We start from the raw sequence: 18629 nt of genomic DNA, 5'->3' as shown, positions 1-18629 counted from the left end.
GCCAGTAACAAAATCCGCTTCAAAAAAATGACGCACGGCTCAAGCCCAATAAAACCGTGGCCTGCAGCGCAGTCATTTTTTGGGAGACACCGCTGACTTGTCTGTAACCCTCCGTAACACTCGACCGTTTTGCCACTACATATTCAGTCTTTTTTACTAAAAAACGGGCCGATTTTGTCTTTACCACTACATTTCGCCCAACCTGCGTAATAGACACATCTGCAACTGACAGGCGGCACCCGGGACCGCTACAATTACCGACTTTGTCGCAACGCTTGGAGCTCAACCTTCCGTGCCCGTTCTGCGTCTACCGCTTCTCCCTGCCGCGGCAGGTAAACAGCACTGGGGCAACCTGCCCGGTGCCGCCCTGAGCCTGGCCATTGCCGAGGCCGCCAGCGCTGCCAAGCGCTTTACCCTGCTGCTGACTGCCGACAGCCAAAGTGCCGAACGGCTGGAACAGGAGCTGAGTTTCTTCGCCCCGGATTTGCCAGTGCTGCATTTCCCGGACTGGGAAACCCTGCCCTACGACCTGTTTTCGCCGCACCAGGACATCATTTCCCAGCGAATTTCCGCGTTGTATCGATTGCCGGAGCTGAGTCATGGCGTTTTGGTGGTGCCTATCACGACGGCCCTGCATCGCCTGGCGCCGACCAAATTCCTGCTCGGCAGCAGCCTGGTGCTGGACATCGGCCAGAAGCTCGATGTCGAGCAAATGCGCACCCGGCTGGAGGCCAGTGGCTACCGCTACGTCGACACCGTGTATGAGCACGGCGAATTTACCGTGCGCGGCTCGTTGATCGACCTGTTCCCGATGGGCAGCAAATTGCCTTTCCGAATTGACCTGTTCGACGACGAAATCGAGACCCTTCGTACCTTCGATCCAGAAAACCAGCGCTCCATCGACAAGGTTGAAACGGTTCGCCTCCTGCCAGCGAGAGAGTTTCCGCTGCAAAAGGATGCGGTCACCCGCTTCAAGGCGCGCTTCCGCGAGCGTTTCGATGTCGACTTCCGTCGCTGCCCGATCTTCCAGGACTTGAGCAGCGGGATTACCCCGGCCGGTATCGAGTACTACCTGCCGCTGTTCTTCGACGAAACCTCCACGCTGTTCGATTACCTGCCGCAGGACACGCAAGTGTTTTCCCTGCCCGGCATCGAGCAGGCGGCGGAAAACTTCTGGAACGACGTACGCAATCGCTATGAAGAGCGTCGCGTCGATCCGGCCCGCCCTTTATTGCCGCCGGCCGAGTTGTTCCTGCCGGTGGAAGATTGCTTCGCTCGGCTGAAGAACTGGCCGCGCGTGGTTGCCAGTCAACAGGACATGGAAACCGGCGTCGGTCGCGAACGCTTCCCCGCTCGTGAGCTGCCGAACCTGGCCATCGAAGCCAAGGCCACCCAGCCGTTGGCGGCACTGGCGGGTTTCCTCGACGAGTTTCCCGGTCGCGTGCTGTTTACCGCCGAGTCCGCGGGCCGTCGCGAAGTGTTGCTGGAATTGCTGGAACGCCTGAAGCTGCGACCGAAAACCGTCGACAGCTGGCCGGACTTTGTCGCAAGCAAAGAGCGTCTGGCGATCACCATCGCGCCGCTCGACGAAGGATTGGTGCTTGACGACCCGGCCCTGGCCCTGGTCGCCGAAAGCCCGTTGTTCGGTCAGCGCGTGATGCAGCGCCGTCGCCGCGAGAAACGCGCCGATGCCAACAACGATGCAGTGATCAAAAACCTCACTGAGCTGCGCGAAGGTGCGCCGGTGGTGCACATCGATCACGGCGTCGGTCGCTATCTCGGGCTGACGATCCTGGAAATCGATAGTCAGGCCGCCGAGTTCCTGACCCTCGAATACGCCGAAAACGCCAAGCTTTACGTGCCTGTGGCCAATCTGCACCTGATCGCGCGCTATACAGGCAGCGACGATGCCCTGGCCCCGCTGCATCGTCTCGGCTCCGAGACCTGGCAGAAAGCCAAGCGCAAAGCCGCCGAACAGGTGCGTGATGTGGCGGCCGAATTGCTCGACATCTATGCCCGCCGCGCCGCTCGCGAAGGTTATGCGTTCGCCGACCCGAAAGCCGATTACGCGACCTTCAGCGCCGGCTTCCCGTTCGAAGAAACCCCGGACCAACAAACCACCATCGAAGCCGTGCGCACCGACATGCTCGCGCCGAAACCGATGGATCGTCTGGTCTGCGGCGACGTCGGTTTCGGCAAGACCGAAGTGGCGATGCGTGCAGCGTTCATCGCGGTACACGGTGGTCGTCAGGTAGCAATTCTGGTGCCGACTACCCTGCTCGCCCAGCAACACTACAACAGCTTCCGCGACCGCTTCGCCGATTGGCCGGTGAGCGTGGAAGTGATGAGCCGATTCAAGTCGACCAAGGAAGTCAACGCCGCGGTCGCGGACCTGGCCGAAGGCAAGATCGACATCGTCATCGGCACGCACAAGCTGCTGCAGGACGACGTAAAAATCAAAAACCTCGGGCTGGTGATCATCGACGAAGAACACCGTTTCGGTGTCCGTCAGAAGGAACAGCTCAAGGCCCTGCGCAGTGAAGTCGACATCCTCACCCTGACCGCCACGCCGATTCCGCGCACGCTGAACATGGCGGTGTCGGGCATGCGCGACCTGTCGATCATCGCCACGCCGCCGGCCCGTCGCCTGTCGGTACGGACGTTCGTCATGGAGCAGAACAAGAGCACGGTCAAAGAGGCCCTGCTTCGTGAGCTGTTGCGTGGCGGCCAGGTCTATTACCTGCACAACGACGTGAAGACCATCGAGAAATGCGCCGCCGACCTCGCCGAACTGGTGCCGGAAGCACGGATCGGCATCGGCCACGGGCAGATGCGTGAACGCGATCTCGAACAAGTGATGAGCGACTTCTACCACAAGCGCTTCAACGTGCTGATCGCCTCGACCATCATCGAGACCGGCATCGACGTGCCGAGCGCCAACACCATCATTATCGAGCGTGCCGACAAGTTCGGCCTGGCGCAGCTGCACCAGTTGCGCGGCCGGGTCGGTCGCAGTCACCACCAGGCTTACGCTTATTTGCTGACGCCGCCGCGCCAGCAAATCACGCCTGACGCAGAAAAACGTCTGGAAGCGATCGCCAATACACAGGACCTCGGCGCGGGCTTCGTGCTCGCCACCAACGACCTGGAAATCCGTGGCGCCGGCGAATTGCTCGGCGACGGGCAGAGCGGACAAATCCAGGCCGTCGGTTTCACGCTGTACATGGAAATGCTCGAGCGCGCGGTGAAGTCGATCCGCAAGGGCGGACAACCGAACCTCGACCAGCCGCTGGGCGGTGGTCCGGAAGTCAATCTGCGAGTACCGGCGTTGATTCCCGAGGACTATCTGCCGGACGTGCATGCCCGACTGATTCTCTACAAACGCATCGCCTCGGCCACCGACGAGGAAGGCCTCAAGGACTTGCAGGTGGAGATGATCGATCGTTTCGGCCTGTTGCCGGAACCGACCAAGAACCTGATGCGCATTACCGCTCTGAAATTGCAGGCCGAGCTTCTGGGCATCAAGAAAGTCGACGGCGGCCCGCAAGGTGGCCGAATCGAATTCGCGGCGCAAACCCCGGTCGACCCGCTGACGCTGATCAAACTGATCCAGAGCCAGCCCAAACGCTACAAATTCGAAGGCGCCACGATGTTTAAATTCCAGGTGCCGATGGAGCGCCCGGAAGAGCGCTTTAATACCGTAGAGGCGCTGTTTGAGCACCTCATTCCGAAAACTGCTTGAAGGACGCCGCATGCGCCTGTTTCGCTCACTGATCCTGTTGATGACCCTGGTTGCGCCAACGACGTTTGCCGATGACCTGTATCAGATAGAAATGATTCTGGTCCGCCAAAACGCCGTGCCCGCCATCGTCAGCCGCGCCGCACCCGAAGACTGGGCGGCCGGAGCTCAGCCCATCAGCCCCGACAGCCTGCGCACACCGAGCCTCAATGCTGAAGTGGAAAAACTCACTGCCAGCAATGAATACACGGTGTTGCTGCACAAGGCCTGGCAACAGAACCTTGGCGAAGAAGCCAGCAAAGTTGCGATCAGCGAGGGCAAAGAACAGTTTGGTCAGTTCCCGATCGAGGGCACGCTGAGCATGAAACTGGGACGGTTCACCGACGTCGACGCCGACTTCTGGGTCAACCAGATCGACGCCAACGGCATGGTGACCGCCAGCGAACGCATGAAGCAGGAAAGCCACACCAAGAACGGCCAGTTGAACTTCCTCGACAACGGCCATCTCGGCCTGTTGATCAAGATCACCTCGCTGACTTCCCCTGCGCCCCGGCCAGTCCCCGATGAAATTCCGGACTGATTGAAGTCCTTATGTCAGCGACCCTGAGCAAACCCCTGGCACCTTCCTGGGTCAGCCGATTCAAGGAACAGAGCCTGGAGCGTGGCCGCCGCTACGCTTTGGAGAACCGCGTCAGGATCGTCGAGGCTGGCGACGCCACGATCATTGCCGCCTGCGAAGGCTCTGGCGGTAACGTTTACCGTCAGACCATTCGCCTGCGCGAGTCAGCCAAAGCCACGTTGCTGATGATCGATGCCACTTGCACCTGCCCGGTACACAGCAACTGCAAGCACTGCGCGGCAGTGCTACTGAAAGTGCAGGAAACCCTGGCCTACCCAGCCGCCGCGCAAGACGCCGAACTGCTCGAGAAACTTCAAGCCGTACTGGAAAACCGCAGCCCGAAGGCGCCACCACAAGTGCTGGTGGATAACGTGCAACCGGTGCCTCGCCTGTGGCTGGCGAGCATCGAGTTCAGCGCTTTCGAACCGCGCAACGGCAAGATGCAGCGTTATATTCAGCATCGCGCGGCGCTGTCTTTCAGCTATCTGGATGAATACGTTTCCGGGCAGAAGAACGCTGACATCCTGATCCGTCAGGAAACCCAAACGCTTCGGATAAAACGTCACCCGGAAGTCGAACAGACCTATAGGGAGCAGCTACGAATCCTCGGATTCAAGATCGCCACCCGGCAAAGCAAGGCCTTGCCGGAAAGCGCCGGCGAACTGTTCGAGATGGTCAACGACAGCGCCTGGCTGACCTTCACCCTCAATGAACTGCCAAAGCTGCGTACCCAGGGTTGGGAGTTGCAGATCGACGAAGACTTCGGTTTCGACCTGACTGCCGTGGACGATTGGTACGCCACCGTCGAACAGGCACCGGAGCGCGACTGGTTCGATCTGGAGCTGGGAATCATCGTCAACGGCGAGCGGCTGAGTCTGCTGCCGATCCTGCTCAACCTGATGCGCTCCCACACCGAGATCCTCAATCCGGAACGCCTCGCCCGACGTCGCGACGACGAGTTGATCCTGGTGAACATTCCCAATCGCCCGAACTCCGAGTACGGCCCGCTGCAAGTCGCCCTGCCCTTCGGCCGATTGAAACCGGTACTGGCGACCCTCGGCGAGTTCTACCTGCAAGGGCCCGGCGAAACGACGCTGCGCCTGAGCAAGGCCGATGCCACGCGCCTGAATCCGCTGGAAGACCTGCCGTTGCTTTGGGAGGGCGGCGAGCAAATTCGCACCTTTGCCCAACGGCTGCGGGACATCAAGGACTTCACCACTTCCGCACCGGAAGGTCTGAACGCGACCTTGCGCCCCTATCAGCTGGAAGGCTTGAGCTGGATGCAGTCGTTGCGACAACTGGAAGTCGGCGGGATTCTCGCGGACGACATGGGGCTGGGCAAAACCCTACAGACCCTGGCGCACATTCTCAGCGAGAAGAACGCCGGGCGCCTCGATCGGCCGTGCATGGTGGTGATGCCCACCAGCCTGATCCCCAACTGGCTGGATGAAGCGGCGCACTTTACGCCGCAACTCAACGTGCTGGCGCTGTACGGCGCCAGTCGCAAAAAACATTTCGACACGCTGGCCGATTACGACCTGATCCTGACCACCTATGCGCTGCTGCCCAAGGACGTCGAACGTCTCGCCGCGCAGCCTTTGCACGTGTTGGTTCTGGACGAGGCGCAATACATCAAGAACCCCAACAGCAAGGCCGCCCACGCTGCCCGCGAGTTGAATGCCCGTCAACGTCTGTGCCTGAGCGGCACGCCGCTGGAAAATCACCTGGGTGAACTGTGGTCGCTGTTTCACTTCCTGTTGCCCGGCTGGCTGGGTGACGTGAAAAGCTTCAACCGTGATTACCGCGTGCCGATCGAAAAGCGCACCAGCGAAGTACGACTTCAGCACCTCAACGGTCGGATAAAACCGTTCCTGTTGCGTCGAACCAAGGAACAAGTGGCGACCGAGTTGCCGCCGAAAACCGAAATCATCCATTGGGTCGAACTCAACGAAGCCCAGCGCGACGTGTACGAAACAATGCGCCTGGCGATGGACAAGAAAGTCCGCGACGAGATCACCCGCAAGGGCGTGGCGCGCAGCCAGATCATCATCCTTGAGGCGCTGCTGAAGCTGCGTCAGGTCTGCTGCGATTTGCGGCTGGTCAACGATGCCACCCTGCCCACTCGTGGCAGCACGTCAGGCAAGCTCGACAGCCTGATGGAAATGCTCGAGGAATTGTTCGATGAAGGTCGGCGGATTCTGCTGTTCTCGCAGTTCACTTCAATGCTGTCGTTGATTGAAGACGAGCTGAAAAAACGCGGCGTCGATTATGCGCTGCTGACCGGACAAACCCGCGACCGGCGCGCCCCGGTCAAAGACTTCCAGAGTGGCAAGCATCAGATCTTTCTGATCAGTCTGAAGGCAGGTGGCGTCGGCCTGAACCTGACCGAAGCCGACACAGTGATTCACTACGATCCGTGGTGGAACCCGGCGACGGAAAATCAGGCGACAGACCGGGCGTATCGCATTGGCCAGGAGAAGCCGGTGTTCGTCTACAAGATGATTGCCAGGGGCACAGTGGAAGAGAAGATTCAGCATCTGCAGAAGGAAAAATCCGACTTGGCGGCGGGCGTGCTGGATGGACGCAAGACCGGGGACTGGAAGTTGCAGAGTGATGATATTGAAGCGTTGTTTGCGCCGTTGCCGGACAAACTCGAAAAGTAGCGCGATTGTAAGATCGCTATCGCGGGCAAGCCTTGCTCCTACGAGATTTGAGTCGATCGCAATATTGTTGGTCAACCTTAAACCTGTAGGAGCAAGGCTTGCCCGCGATGGAGTCACCTTGGATTTCTTGAAAAGACCGGATATCAGGACTTGGAATCAGGCAACGGCGCAAACAGCGCTTCAATGTCGCTCTGCTCAAGCTTCCATCCTCCAGTCGTCCCACCTTCAAGCACAGCCCCGGCCAGCGCCGCCTTCTCCTGTTGCAGTGCTTGTATTTTCTCCTCCACCGTGCCCCGGGCAATCATCTTGTAGACGAAGACTGGTTTGTCCTGACCGATCCTGTAAGCACGATCGGTGGCCTGGTTTTCAACAGCAGGGTTCCACCACGGATCGAAGTGAATCACCGTGTCGGCCGCTGTCAGATTAAGCCCCGTGCCACCCGCCTTCAGACTGATCAGGAACAACGGCACCTTGCCGCTCTGGAAGTCTTTGACTGGCGTGCGCCGATCAGTCGTTTCGCCAGTCAATAACGCATAGCCCACACCACGATGCAGCAATTCTTCCTCAATCAATGCAAGCATCGAAGTGAACTGCGAAAACAGCAAAATCTTGCGTCCTTCACTGAGCAACTCCTCCAGCATCTCCATCAAGCCGATCAACTTGCCGCTGCCCGCACGAAGCGCTTTCGCCGTCAGGGACATTTTGACCAGGCGCAGATCGCAGCACACCTGACGCAACTTCAGCAAAGCATCGAGGATGATGATCTGACTACGCGCAACGCCGCTGCGGGCAATTTCGTCACGCACTTTCTTGTCCATCGCCACGCGCACGGTTTCATAAACATCACGCTGCCCATCGCTGAGTTCGATCCAATGCACGATCTCGGTTTTTGGCGGCAACTCGGTGGCGACCTGTTCTTTCTTGCGGCGTAGCAGAAAGGGCTTTATCCGGGCTGTCAGGTGCTGCATCCGTTCGCTATTGCCATGTTTCTCGATCGGGGTGCGGTAGTCGCGATTGAAGGTTTTACTGTCGCCAAGCCAGCCGGGCAACAGGAAGTGAAACAGTGACCATAGCTCGCCGAGATGATTTTCCAACGGCGTGCCGGACAGGCACAAACGCTGCCGGGCCTCAAGACCACGGGCAGCCTGAGCGGCTTTGCTGAGCGGGTTTTTGATGTTCTGCGCTTCATCGAGAATCAGCACGCTCCAGACCTGAGGCTGCAAAACCTCAAGATCACGCGGCAACAACGCATAGGTGGTCAGCACCAAATCGTACTCGGCAAGGTTGACGAAGTCCTTTTGCCGAGTGGCGCCATGCAGCGCCAAGACTTTCAGCTGCGGGGCGAAGCGTGCCGCTTCGTCGAGCCAGTTGGGAATGAGGCTGGTCGGCATCACCGCAAGTGCCGGAAGATCGAGTCGACCTGCCTGCTTCTCCACCAGTAAATGAGCCAGTGTTTGCAAGGTCTTGCCCAGGCCCATGTCGTCGCCAAGGATACCGCCGACCTCAAGCTCACGAAGGGTCTGCATCCAGTTCAGACCTTCATGCTGATAAGGCCGCAATGTGGCGTTGAGGCCTTCCGGAACAGCAACGTGCCTATGAGTCGACTCACGCAAGCGTTTCGCGAAACTGCGCAAACGCTCGCCGCCCTGCCAGACCAGCGGCAGCCCCTCCAGCTCACTCAATCGCGCTGCATCCGGGGCGCTCAAGCGCAACGAGGCACTGCTGCTCACTCCCAAGTACAACTCGCCGAGCGTTGCCATTAATGGCTTGACCCGCCCCAGGGACAGCGCAATTTTTATGCCTGGCTTGGCACCCAACTGCCCACTGTTGAGATCGATCAGCACCTGATCGTCATCGTCACGCATGGCCAGCGCTGCCGGGTTCAGCAGCTGCGGCTGTCTACGCAACAGTTGCAACAGGATAGGCAGCAAACTGTGGCGCTCGCCATTGACTACGATACCCAACTGCAGATCGAACCACTCGCGCCCCGGAGATTCCTCGACATCGGCATACCATTCTTCTATAGGCTGCAAATTGAAATGAAAGCCCTCGTTGATACGGATCTGCCAATTTGCCTCTCTGAGTGCCGGGACGCCGGATTGCACAAAAGCCAGCCAAGCCGAGTCGTCCGGCAAATCGAACATTTCGCCTTCACTATCGGGTAGCGCATCACTTTTACGGGTGGCCTTTTTGAAGCCCTGTTTCTGCAAGGCTTGGCGCAAGGCTTTTTCAGCCACGGGTTTGCGTTGAATGCGCTGGGTTTCGGTGCCGGCCAGGATCAGTACTTCCGAGGATTTTTTGTCCGCCGTCATGTGGCCGTTGTAGGTAAACGCCAATGCCGCGCGATGCTCGGGTTCGTACTTCCAGTTCCTGTAACGGTTGGTGCTTGCAAGCGTCAGGAAGGCTTGGGGTTCGACGTCGTCGACGACCCGCTCGGTCAACGCATGCGGTGGTGGCACAACTCGAGTCACAGCATTCATCCGATGACTGAACTGCATCGCCTGACGTGCGGGAATGTCAGGGACCAATGACAGATGGCAGGCCAGCTTTTCGTCCAGCTCGCTTAGCAGCGGCCCAACCTCCCTCCGTTCGCGGTCCAGGTAGTACAAAGGTTCCAGCGCCAGAAACGTTTCTTCAGGTGCTTCCTCACTACGCCATTGAGGACGGAAGCTGCCGCTTGCTTGCTCGGTCCAGACAAACTGCGCAGCCCTGCTTTTTCCAGCTATCAGCGGCTGCAATTGTTCGAAGTCGAGATACAGGCGTGAGGTTTTCAATGCCAATTGAAGAACTTCGGCACCACTACTGCCTTGTAGGGGATAACCACTGTAAAACGAATGTTGGGAGTGAACGGCGACCAGCAATCTTGCCATTCGCAGATCAAGCTCGGACAGATAGCCAGGCTCTCGCATCAGTGCGTCTGACAGCGAGTACACCGATTTGATGTCTTGCAGGCGGCCATCCTTGAGCTGACGAGCCTTGTAGACTTCCAGCAACCACTTGCCTGTAGTGGGCGTTGCTTTGAGTTTGTAGACCCAGCACGTGCCGGCGCCCTGCGCAGCTCCATCGCGATCAGGGACGTCGCGAGGTATGTCATTGAGCCAGCGCTCCAACTCGCGATTCATTTGGACTGAGGCAGTGCTTTTGAACGAATCCACGGGGAGTTCTTGCAGGTTAAAAAGCACGGTTGCGCAGTGCTTGCAATTGATCACCACTGGACACGAACAGGAGCAAACCAGCTCAAAATCACCATTGGGGTCTTCAATGAGTTCAATGGCTTGTTCGTAGATATTCCCTTGGGAACCTTTGCAGATGGCGAGAACGAACGCGTCCTCGATTTCGCGGATTTGTACCCGGTTTTCTAACGCGTATCTGCGAGCCTTATCCAGAGCGCGATGACTGAACTCTTCCGCCCACGGTAGCTCATGAAGTTGCTCAATAATTGCCGGCATAAATTCAACGCTTCTGAAAGTGACTGTAGTTCGCAGGTATCAAGACTCAGCCTGCAAGCACCCGAGCCAACGTCGACTTCACGTTGCCCATCCCGTCATGCAACGCTTGCTCGATCTCGGCCATGGTGATCACTGCCGTCGACTTGCCTGCTGCCGGGTTTACTACCAGCGCCAGACAGGCGTAATCCAGTTCCAGCTCGCGAGCCAATGCCGCTTCCGGCATTCCGGTCATGCCGACGATGTCGCATCCGTCGCGCTCCAGCCTGGCGATTTCAGCGACGGTTTCCAGTCGTGGCCCTTGAGTGCAGGCGTACACGCCATGACTGCTGTAGCCAACGCCTTCGGCCGCCAGTGCCGCGATCAACTGCTGACGCAGTGGCTCGCTGTAGGGATAGCTGAAATCGATGTGGGTAACTTGTTCGAGATCATCGGCGAAATAGGTGTGTTCGCGACCACTGCTGTAATCGATCAACTGATGCGGCACGCAGAAATGTCCGGTCCCCATCGCGGAATGAATCCCACCCACCGCGTTGACCGCGAGAATCGCTTCGGCGCCAGCTTGCTTCAGCGCCCAGAGGTTGGCGCGGTAGTTCACCTGATGCGGCGGAAAACGGTGAGGATGACCGTGGCGCGCAAGAAACAGCACTTCCTTGCCGGCGTACTCGCCGATCTGCACTTCAGCCGAGGGCACGCCGTACGGCGTGTCCACCGCCAGTGACTGACGAATGCTCAGGCCTTCGAGCTGAGTCAGGCCGGTGCCGCCGATAATCGCGTAAACCGTCATGACGAAAAGTCCTCAATCAATCAGTTGAGCATCTTTGAGCGCGCCCACGGCTGTCAGCCAGCGCGGGTCTTGACGGTATTCAGTGCTGGCGTACGACTGGCCACGCATCCGCGCGATGCGCTCGGACGGTTTGACCTTCAGACGCTGGGCGGCGCTCAGGGCCAATTCAGCGGCCGCGCGATCGTTGCACACCAGGCCCATGTCGCAACCGGCAGTGAGCGCCGCTTCGATACGGCTGGCAGCATCGCCGACCACATGGGCGCCGGCCATGGACAAGTCATCGCTGAAGATCACGCCGTCAAATTGCAGCTCGCCACGCAGGATGTCCTGCAACCAGCGGCGGGAGAAGCCGGCAGGCTGGGAATCGACTTGTGGATAGATCACGTGGGCCGGCATGACCGCAGCCAATTGCTTGCTCAGTCGGGCGAACGGCACCAGGTCATTGGTGCGGATTTCGTCGAGACTGCGCTCATCGACAGGGATCGCAACGTGGGAATCGGCCTCGGCCCAGCCGTGACCGGGAAAGTGCTTGCCGGTGGCGGCCATGCCGGCGCTGTTCATGCCGCGAATGAAGGCTCCCGCCAGCAACGCTGCACGCTCAGGATCACCTTCAAATGAACGGGTACCGACCACGACGCTGCGCTGGAAGTCGAGGTCCAGCACCGGAGCGAAACTCAGGTCGAGGCCGACGGCCAGCACTTCAGTCGCCATGAGCCAGCCGCACTGTTCGGCCAGGTATTCGGCATTCGGGTTGTCGGCGATGGCGCGCATGGCTGGCAGTCGCACGAAGCCCTGACGCAAACGCTGAACCCGGCCGCCCTCCTGATCGACTGCCAGCAGCAGATCGGGGCGAATGGCGCGGATTGAGGCGCTCAACTCGCGCACCTGGCGGGGGTGTTCGATATTGCGGGCGAAAATGATCAGGCCGCCCACTTCGGGTTGGCGCAACAACTGGCGATCTTCAGCCGTCAGCCAGGTACCGGCGACGTCCACCATCAACGAGCCTTGCAGGCCAGCAGTCATAGAGATTCCTTGATAACGATAAACCCGGCTCGCACGCAATCGCCGCCATGGGAAATGCCCGGCAGGTCGGCGATACAAATGGGGAACGGGTTCAGAACGAGAGTCGGCATGGGCGGCTAGCTTAGCGGATGTCAGCTGCCGCGCCCACCCGTGTGCGGGTTAAACCTTGGCGGCAACCGGGGTTGATTTGCTGCGCGGACGCAACTGCGCGGTGGCCATGGCTACATCGGTCACACCGGTTTCGGCGCGCATGCCTGCTGCCAGGAACGGCACCATCAGACGCATGACTTGCTCAATGGAGGTGTTGACGCCGAAGTCGGTCTCGGCAATTGCGCGCAGGGCTTTGATACCGGACATGCTGAACGCGGCGGCGCCGAGCATGAAGTGCACGCGCCAGAACAGCTCAATCGGCGGAATACGCGGCGCAGCTTCGTTGACCAACATCATGTAGCGGCGGAACACCTTGCCGTACATGTCTTCCAGATAACGCCGCAAGTGCCCTTGGCTCTGACTGAAAGCCAGACCCAGCAAACGCATGAAAATCGACAGATCGTTGCCGCTGCGTGGTTGCACCACCAGGGCTTGCTCGACGAGGATTTCCAGCAGCTCTTCAAGCGTCGGCTTGTTCTCCGGCTTGGCCTGACGCCGCTCCAGTTCTTTGTCAAGGCTTAAGCAGAACGGCCCGAGAAAGCGCGAGAAAACTGCCTGGATCAGCGCCTTCTTCGAACCGAAATGATAGTTCACCGCCGCCAGATTGACACCGGCCTTGCTGGTGATCAGACGCAATGAGGTTTCAGCAAAACCTTTTTCCGCGAACAATTGCTCGGCAGCATCAAGAATGCGTTCAACGGTTTCCGACTGGGCCATGGCTACTCCGCCTGACAAACACTTGTTTGAAACATACGTTTCAGCCCAGGCCTTGTCAAGCCTGACGGTTCGTTTTGGGAATGGTCGGTCAGCTATTTAACCATACAACTCGCAAGCGTGAATCAGCAGGCTCATCGACCGTCTGGCGGCCGGCAAAAAAAGGGGCATTGCCAAGACAGTTCCACTGTATATAATCCCAGTCACTGTATAAAAAGACAGAGCGATCAATATGCTAAAGCTGACGCCACGCCAAGCAGAGATTCTGGCCTTCATCAAACGTTGCCTCGAAGACAACGGCTACCCACCCACCCGCGCGGAAATCGCTCAGGAACTGGGTTTCAAGTCGCCCAATGCGGCGGAAGAACACCTTAAGGCGCTGGCCCGCAAGGGTGCGATCGAGATGACGCCTGGCGCTTCCCGCGGCATTCGCATTCCCGGCTTCGAAGCCAAGGCCGACGAATCCACCCTGCCGATCATTGGCCGAGTGGCTGCCGGTGCTCCGATCCTCGCCCAGCAGCACATCGAAGAGTCCTGCAACATTAACCCGTCATTCTTCCATCCTCGGGCCGACTATCTACTTCGGGTTCATGGCATGAGCATGAAGGACGTGGGCATTTTCGACGGTGACCTGCTGGCAGTGCACACCACCCGCGAGGCCCGCAACGGCCAGATCGTAGTAGCGCGGATCGGCGATGAAGTGACCGTCAAGCGCTTCAAGCGAGATGGCAGCAAGGTCTGGTTGATTGCCGAAAACCCTGAATTCGCCCCTATCGAAGTGAACCTGAAAGATCAGGAACTGGTGATCGAAGGCTTGAGTGTCGGCGTCATTCGCCGCTAAAGGAGGCTTTATGCAGTTCCCACACACATCACAGCAAGCCCAACTGCCGTTGTTCGAGGCTTTCATGGTGCAGCCCTTGGCGCCGATCCTGAAAGAAGTGGTCGAGTTACCCTGGAGCGCCGAGCCCGAAGTCTTCAGCGAGCTGTCGCTGCGTGGTGCAGCCGGGAACTGCCTGAACCTGCTTGCGCCGATTCTCAGGGAACTGAGTCAGGAACAGGACGCGCGGTGGCTGACGCTGATCGCTCCGCCCGCCAGCCTGACCCAGGCCTGGTTGCGGGACGCCGGCCTTAACCGCGAACGCATCCTGCTGCTGCAACCGCGCGGTACTCAGAGCGCTCAGCAGTTGACCTGCGAGGCCTTGCGCCTGGGCCGCAGTCACACGGTGGTCAGCTGGCTCAACCCATTGAGCTCAACTTCACGGCAACAGTTGATCAGCGCCGCCCGGACCGGGGACGCACAAAGCCTGAATATTCGATTGGGTAACTGACAAACAAAGCGCGCGCTGAGCAGCGCGGGGCTTCTCCAAGGATAGAGAAGCCAACCTATAGCGATATCAGCAAAAAACCGACGGATGGGATCAATGAAGAACCCGCGACCCCTCGTCCGTATTGAAATCGCCTTCAACCAAGCGTCCGGCCATCTGAACGCCGACGCTCAACATCGCCTTGGCGACTTCCACGTGCTGGCCCTGCAAGAACGCTTTGGCATCCTCGGAGAAATCCAAAGTAACCAGAGAACCCTCGTCCTCAGCCCTGCGCAGCTCGATGCGGCCGTCTGGTAACTCGACAATTTCTAGAAAGGACGTTGGCATAAAGGTCTGTTCTCCACGAAAGGCGGGGATTATATAGGCATCGGCCAGGCTTCGCTCGGGATCTTGACCAGATGCCACTACAAAGAGAAGGTCCGCCAGTTCTCATACCTGAACGGACAACCCAGCGGGCCATGCATTGTTCAGCTCAATCCTTCAGCACTCGTTCAGGCCTTCGCGAAACCGAATCGCCAGCCCCTTGAGGTTCTGACGCCAGCTCTCCAGCTCTTCCCGGCTCAGCTCTTGTGGAGCCTCTTCTTCATCCAGGTTTACGGCCAGGATCAGCGGTTGCGTCACGTCACCCTTGGGCTTGTGCGGCGCCCGTGGAGGTTGAAACAGTGCAGCATGGGCCGCAAGCAGTTTGGCCAGCCAGGTTTCCGAATTATTGACCAACTCCACCATCTCGGCCATTTCCGGAATCGCGATGGCTTCAAGCACTTCGCGAGTCAGCAACAACTCGGCCCGAGGTGCATTGGCCTGAGGCAAGCGGTAGAAACCGGCGATTTCATGGCACAGCCCCAACAGGGCACCGTACAGGTGAAACAACGCCGACTCGCGTCCGGCCTGAATCAGCGCAAGGGAGTTCATCGCCCGCCCCTCTTCGGCTCTGGCGAGCGCTTCCAGAGACAGACCGGCGAAGTAAATCTTCTGGTTGGTACGGGTATAGAGTTCGTGGGCCATGACGGCAGCCTCCACAACGAAATAATTGCTTCACGCAGGTCAGACAGTGTCGTGGATCAGCTCCGCTTCCCGCAAGTACAAAACAAAAGGCCGCATGAAAACCCGAGGGTTGTCATGCGGCCTTTTCAGTACAGCACCTGTTAAGCCTTGGCAGCCTTCGCCGGGCGCTTGTCTTCAACCGTCCACTTGCCGCCGTCGTAGTACGCTTTCCAGCCAGTCGGCTTACCGTCGACTTCAGTCTGCACGTACTGCTCTTTGGTTTTACGGCTGTAACGGATCACAGCAGGCAAGCCGTCTGGATCTTTCTTCGGCGCTTCGCAGAGGAAGTGGTACTTCGGATCGATCTCATCCTTGTGCGGCACAATTTCCATGACCAGCGGAGCACGCGTCTCGCGGTTTTTCGGAAATTGACTGGCCGCCAGGAACAGGCCGGAAGCACCGTCGCGCAGGATGTAGGTGTCGTTGACCTTTTCGCACTTCAGCTCAGGCATCTTCACCGGATCCATCTTCGGCGGTGCTGCATCACCGCTTTTCAGCAGTTTGCGGGTGTTCTTGCACGTCGCATTGGTGCAACCGAAGAACTTGCCGAAACGGCCGGTCTTGAGCTGCATCTCGCTGCCGCACTTGTCGCATTCCAGGCTCGGACCTTCGTAGCCTTTGATGCGATAAGTGCCCTCTTCGATTTCGTAGCCAGAGCAATCCGGGTTGTTGCCGCAGATGTGCAGCTTGCGCTTCTCATCCAGCAGGTAAGCGTCCATCGCCGTGCTGCAGATCGGGCAGCGGTGCTTGCCACGCAGCACCAGCGATTCCGATTCACCCTCGTCGTCCGCAGCGATTTCATCACCCGGCACGAGGTTGACGGTGGCCTTGCAGCGCTCTTTCGGCGGCAGGCTGTAGCCCGAGCAGCCGAGGAACACGCCGGTCGATGCGGTACGAATTTGCATCGGACGACTGCACAGCACACACGGAATGTCAGTCATCACCGGTTGGTTGGCACGCATGCCGCCTTCGGCGCTTTCGGCTACTTCAAGTTTCTTCTTGAAGTCACCGTAGAACTCGTCGAGCACGTTCTTCCAGTCGCGCTCACCCTGAGCAACGTCATCGAGGTTCTCTTCCATGCCGGCGGTGAAGCCGTAGTCCATGAGATTGGAGAAGCTCTCGGCCAGACGCTCGGTAACGATGTCGCCCATCTTTTCCGAGTAGAAACGACGATTGTGCAGCGCTACGTAGCCACGATCCTGGATGGTCGAAATGATCGCCGCGTAGGTCGAAGGACGACCGATGCCGCGCTTTTCCATTTCTTTAACCAGGCTCGCTTCCGAGTAACGCGCCGGCGGCTTGGTGAAGTGCTGGGTCGGATCAAGCTTGATCAGCTTCATCGCGTCGCCCTGAGCCATGTCCGGCAACACGTCGTCATCACCAGGCTTGGCAATTTGCGGCATGACGCGGGTGTAACCGTCGAACTTCAGGATGCGGCCTTTGGCGCGCAACTCGAAGTCACCGGCACCGACGGTGACAGTGGTCGACAAGTATTGGGCCGGCAGCATCTGGCAAGCGAGGAACTGGCGCCAGATCAGCTCGTAGAGCCGCTCTGCATCGCGCTCCATGCCCGACAACTTGCTTGGCTCGGTATTGGCATCGGAGGGACGAATCGCTTCGTGAGCCTCTTGTGCGCCTTCCTTGCTGCTGTAGACGTTCGGGTTTTCCGGCAGGTATTTCTTGCCGAACTCGCCTTCAATATAAGTACGCGCCATCGTCACGGCATCGACCGAGAGATTGGTGGAGTCGGTACGCATGTAAGTGATGTAGCCGGCTTCGTACAGACGCTGGGCCATCATCATGGTTTTCTTCACGCCGAAGCCCAGGCGGTTACTCGCAGCCTGTTGCAGAGTGGACGTGATGAAAGGTGCCGATGGTTTGCTGCTGGTCGGCTTGTCTTCGCGCTTGACGATGCTGTAGCTGGAAGCCTTGAGCTTCTCCAGCGCGGCCATGGCCTGCGCTTCGTTAAGCGGCTTGAAGGCTTCGCCTTTCTCGCGAGCCACGTCAAAGCGCACGGTTGCGCCCTTCGCGGTGCCGAGGTCGGCATGAACTTCCCAGTACTCTTCCGGGTTGAACGCGCGGATTTCACGCTCACGCTCGACCACCAGCTTCACGGCAACCGACTGCACACGACCGGCGGACAGGCCACGAGCGACCTTGGCCCACAGCAGTGGCGAAACCATGTAACCCACCACGCGATCGAGGAAACGACGCGCCTGTTGGGCGTTTACACGGTCGATGTCTAGCTCGCCCGGCTTGGAGAAGGCTTCCTGAATCGCCTTCTTGGTGATTTCGTTGAACACCACGCGCTTGTAGCGGCTGTCGTCACCACCGATGGCTTCGCGCAGGTGCCAGGCAATGGCTTCCCCCTCGCGATCCAAGTCGGTTGCGAGATAGATGGTGTCAGCATCTTTGGCGAGCCGGCGCAGCTCTTCGATGACCTTTTCCTTGCCCGGGAGGATCTCGTACTTGGCTTTCCAGCCATGATCGGGATCGACCCCCATGCGCGAGACCAGCTGCTTGCGCGCCTTCTCTTTTGGCGTGAGCACCGGACCTTCACCCGCAGCGGCCTTGCCGCGCTTGGCGGCTGGCTCTTTGCTGGCGCTAGCCGAACCGCTGGTGGGCAGGTCTCGGATATGGCCGATACTCGACTTCACCACGTATTGGTTACCCAGATACTTGTTGATGGTCTTGGCCTTAGCCGGGGATTCCACAATGACCAGCGATTTGCCCATGGATCAGAAAATTCCTGAATTCTAGAAGTGAAAGGCGGTTGGCGCCTGACGCGGCACCGCTATATATAGTGGCTACAAGGTGAGGTCAAGCGCAGGGTATTGCGCGCACTCAGCTTATGGCTTGGAAAAAAGGCTCGGTTCGGCTTGCACCAAAGCAAAGCGTGGCACCTGTTCGCCGTCAACCTCGACCGACTCCAGGAACATGCTCAAGGGACGCACCCAAAAGCCGTAATCGCCATACAGGGCTTGGTAGAAGACCACTTCTTCTTCAGTTTCCGAATGCCGCGCAACACTGAATACGCGGTACTGCGGACCTTTGTAATGTTGGTAGAGCCCAGGTTGTATCGGCATGGTTTGGCCCTCGCTCAAATCTTTTCAAAATAA

At 58.7% G+C, this 18629-nt stretch carries 13 protein-coding genes; 5 read left to right on the top strand and 8 right to left on the bottom strand.

All coding sequences use genetic code 11. The features are described 5' to 3' along the window. The first annotated feature begins 292 nt into the window (after positions 1-292). Genes mfd through ACYZUA_RS12105 form a run of 3 tightly spaced genes read left to right on the top strand, consistent with a single transcriptional unit; the run spans position 293 to position 7021 of the window. The gene (gene mfd / locus ACYZUA_RS12115; protein ID WP_461963269.1) at positions 293-3742 is read left to right on the top strand and encodes a transcription-repair coupling factor; all 3450 of its coding nucleotides are present in this window, start codon (positions 293-295) and stop codon (positions 3740-3742) included. 10 nt (positions 3743-3752) lie between these two features. Further along, complete coding sequence (locus ACYZUA_RS12110) at positions 3753-4319, top strand: CsiV family protein (RefSeq protein WP_461963268.1); 567 nt, start codon at positions 3753-3755, stop codon at positions 4317-4319. 11 nt (positions 4320-4330) lie between these two features. Then, positions 4331-7021, top strand: a complete 2691-nt coding sequence (locus ACYZUA_RS12105; protein ID WP_461963267.1) for a DEAD/DEAH box helicase — start codon at positions 4331-4333, stop codon at positions 7019-7021. A 143-nt stretch (positions 7022-7164) separates the two neighbouring features. On the opposite strand, the gene ACYZUA_RS12100 is transcribed toward ACYZUA_RS12105, so the two are convergent. From ACYZUA_RS12100 to ACYZUA_RS12085, 4 genes are all read right to left on the bottom strand, one after another. Further along, the gene (locus ACYZUA_RS12100; protein WP_461963266.1) at positions 7165-10470 is read right to left on the bottom strand and encodes a DEAD/DEAH box helicase; all 3306 of its coding nucleotides are present in this window, start codon (positions 10468-10470) and stop codon (positions 7165-7167) included. A gap of 46 nt (positions 10471-10516) precedes the next feature. After that, complete coding sequence (locus ACYZUA_RS12095) at positions 10517-11254, bottom strand: S-methyl-5'-thioinosine phosphorylase (RefSeq protein WP_461963265.1); 738 nt, start codon at positions 11252-11254, stop codon at positions 10517-10519. Between the two features lie 12 nt (positions 11255-11266). Then, positions 11267-12265: a beta-N-acetylhexosaminidase gene (gene nagZ, locus ACYZUA_RS12090; RefSeq protein WP_461963957.1), complete on the bottom strand. Its 999-nt coding sequence runs from the start codon at positions 12263-12265 to the stop codon at positions 11267-11269. Positions 12266-12436: 171 nt separating this feature from the next. Then, positions 12437-13144, bottom strand: a complete 708-nt coding sequence (locus ACYZUA_RS12085) for a TetR/AcrR family transcriptional regulator (RefSeq protein ID WP_283190374.1) — start codon at positions 13142-13144, stop codon at positions 12437-12439. A 229-nt stretch (positions 13145-13373) separates the two neighbouring features. Here ACYZUA_RS12085 and lexA point away from each other — a divergent pair, with 229 nt between their 5' ends. Continuing rightward, a complete protein-coding gene (gene lexA / locus ACYZUA_RS12080; RefSeq protein ID WP_007933171.1) occupies positions 13374-13982 on the top strand; it encodes a transcriptional repressor LexA in 609 nt (202 codons plus the stop codon). Between the two features lie 10 nt (positions 13983-13992). Continuing rightward, a complete protein-coding gene (gene sulA, locus ACYZUA_RS12075) occupies positions 13993-14469 on the top strand; it encodes an SOS-induced cell division inhibitor SulA (protein WP_283190373.1) in 477 nt (158 codons plus the stop codon). Between the two features lie 90 nt (positions 14470-14559). Here the strand turns inward: sulA and ACYZUA_RS12070 are convergent, their stop codons facing one another. The 4 genes from ACYZUA_RS12070 to ACYZUA_RS12055 all read right to left on the bottom strand — a co-directional run bounded on the left by ACYZUA_RS12070 (position 14560) and on the right by ACYZUA_RS12055 (position 18596). Next, entirely contained in the window at positions 14560-14793 is a 234-nt protein-coding gene (locus tag ACYZUA_RS12070; protein ID WP_046048057.1) for a hypothetical protein, read from the bottom strand. Positions 14794-14946: 153 nt separating this feature from the next. Then, positions 14947-15471, bottom strand: coding sequence for a DUF6586 family protein (locus ACYZUA_RS12065; RefSeq protein WP_461963264.1), 525 nt, complete (start codon positions 15469-15471; stop codon positions 14947-14949). Positions 15472-15611: 140 nt separating this feature from the next. After that, positions 15612-18245, bottom strand: a complete 2634-nt coding sequence (topA, locus tag ACYZUA_RS12060) for a type I DNA topoisomerase (protein WP_283190372.1) — start codon at positions 18243-18245, stop codon at positions 15612-15614. A 114-nt stretch (positions 18246-18359) separates the two neighbouring features. Next, the gene (locus ACYZUA_RS12055; protein ID WP_007953059.1) at positions 18360-18596 is read right to left on the bottom strand and encodes a DUF1653 domain-containing protein; all 237 of its coding nucleotides are present in this window, start codon (positions 18594-18596) and stop codon (positions 18360-18362) included. Positions 18597-18629 lie beyond the last annotated feature (33 nt).

The sequence above is a fragment of the Pseudomonas sp. LS2P72 genome (assembly GCF_054897865.1).
The sequence above is the reverse complement of the archived record's forward strand: the minus strand, read 5'-3'. Positions and strand labels throughout refer to the sequence as shown.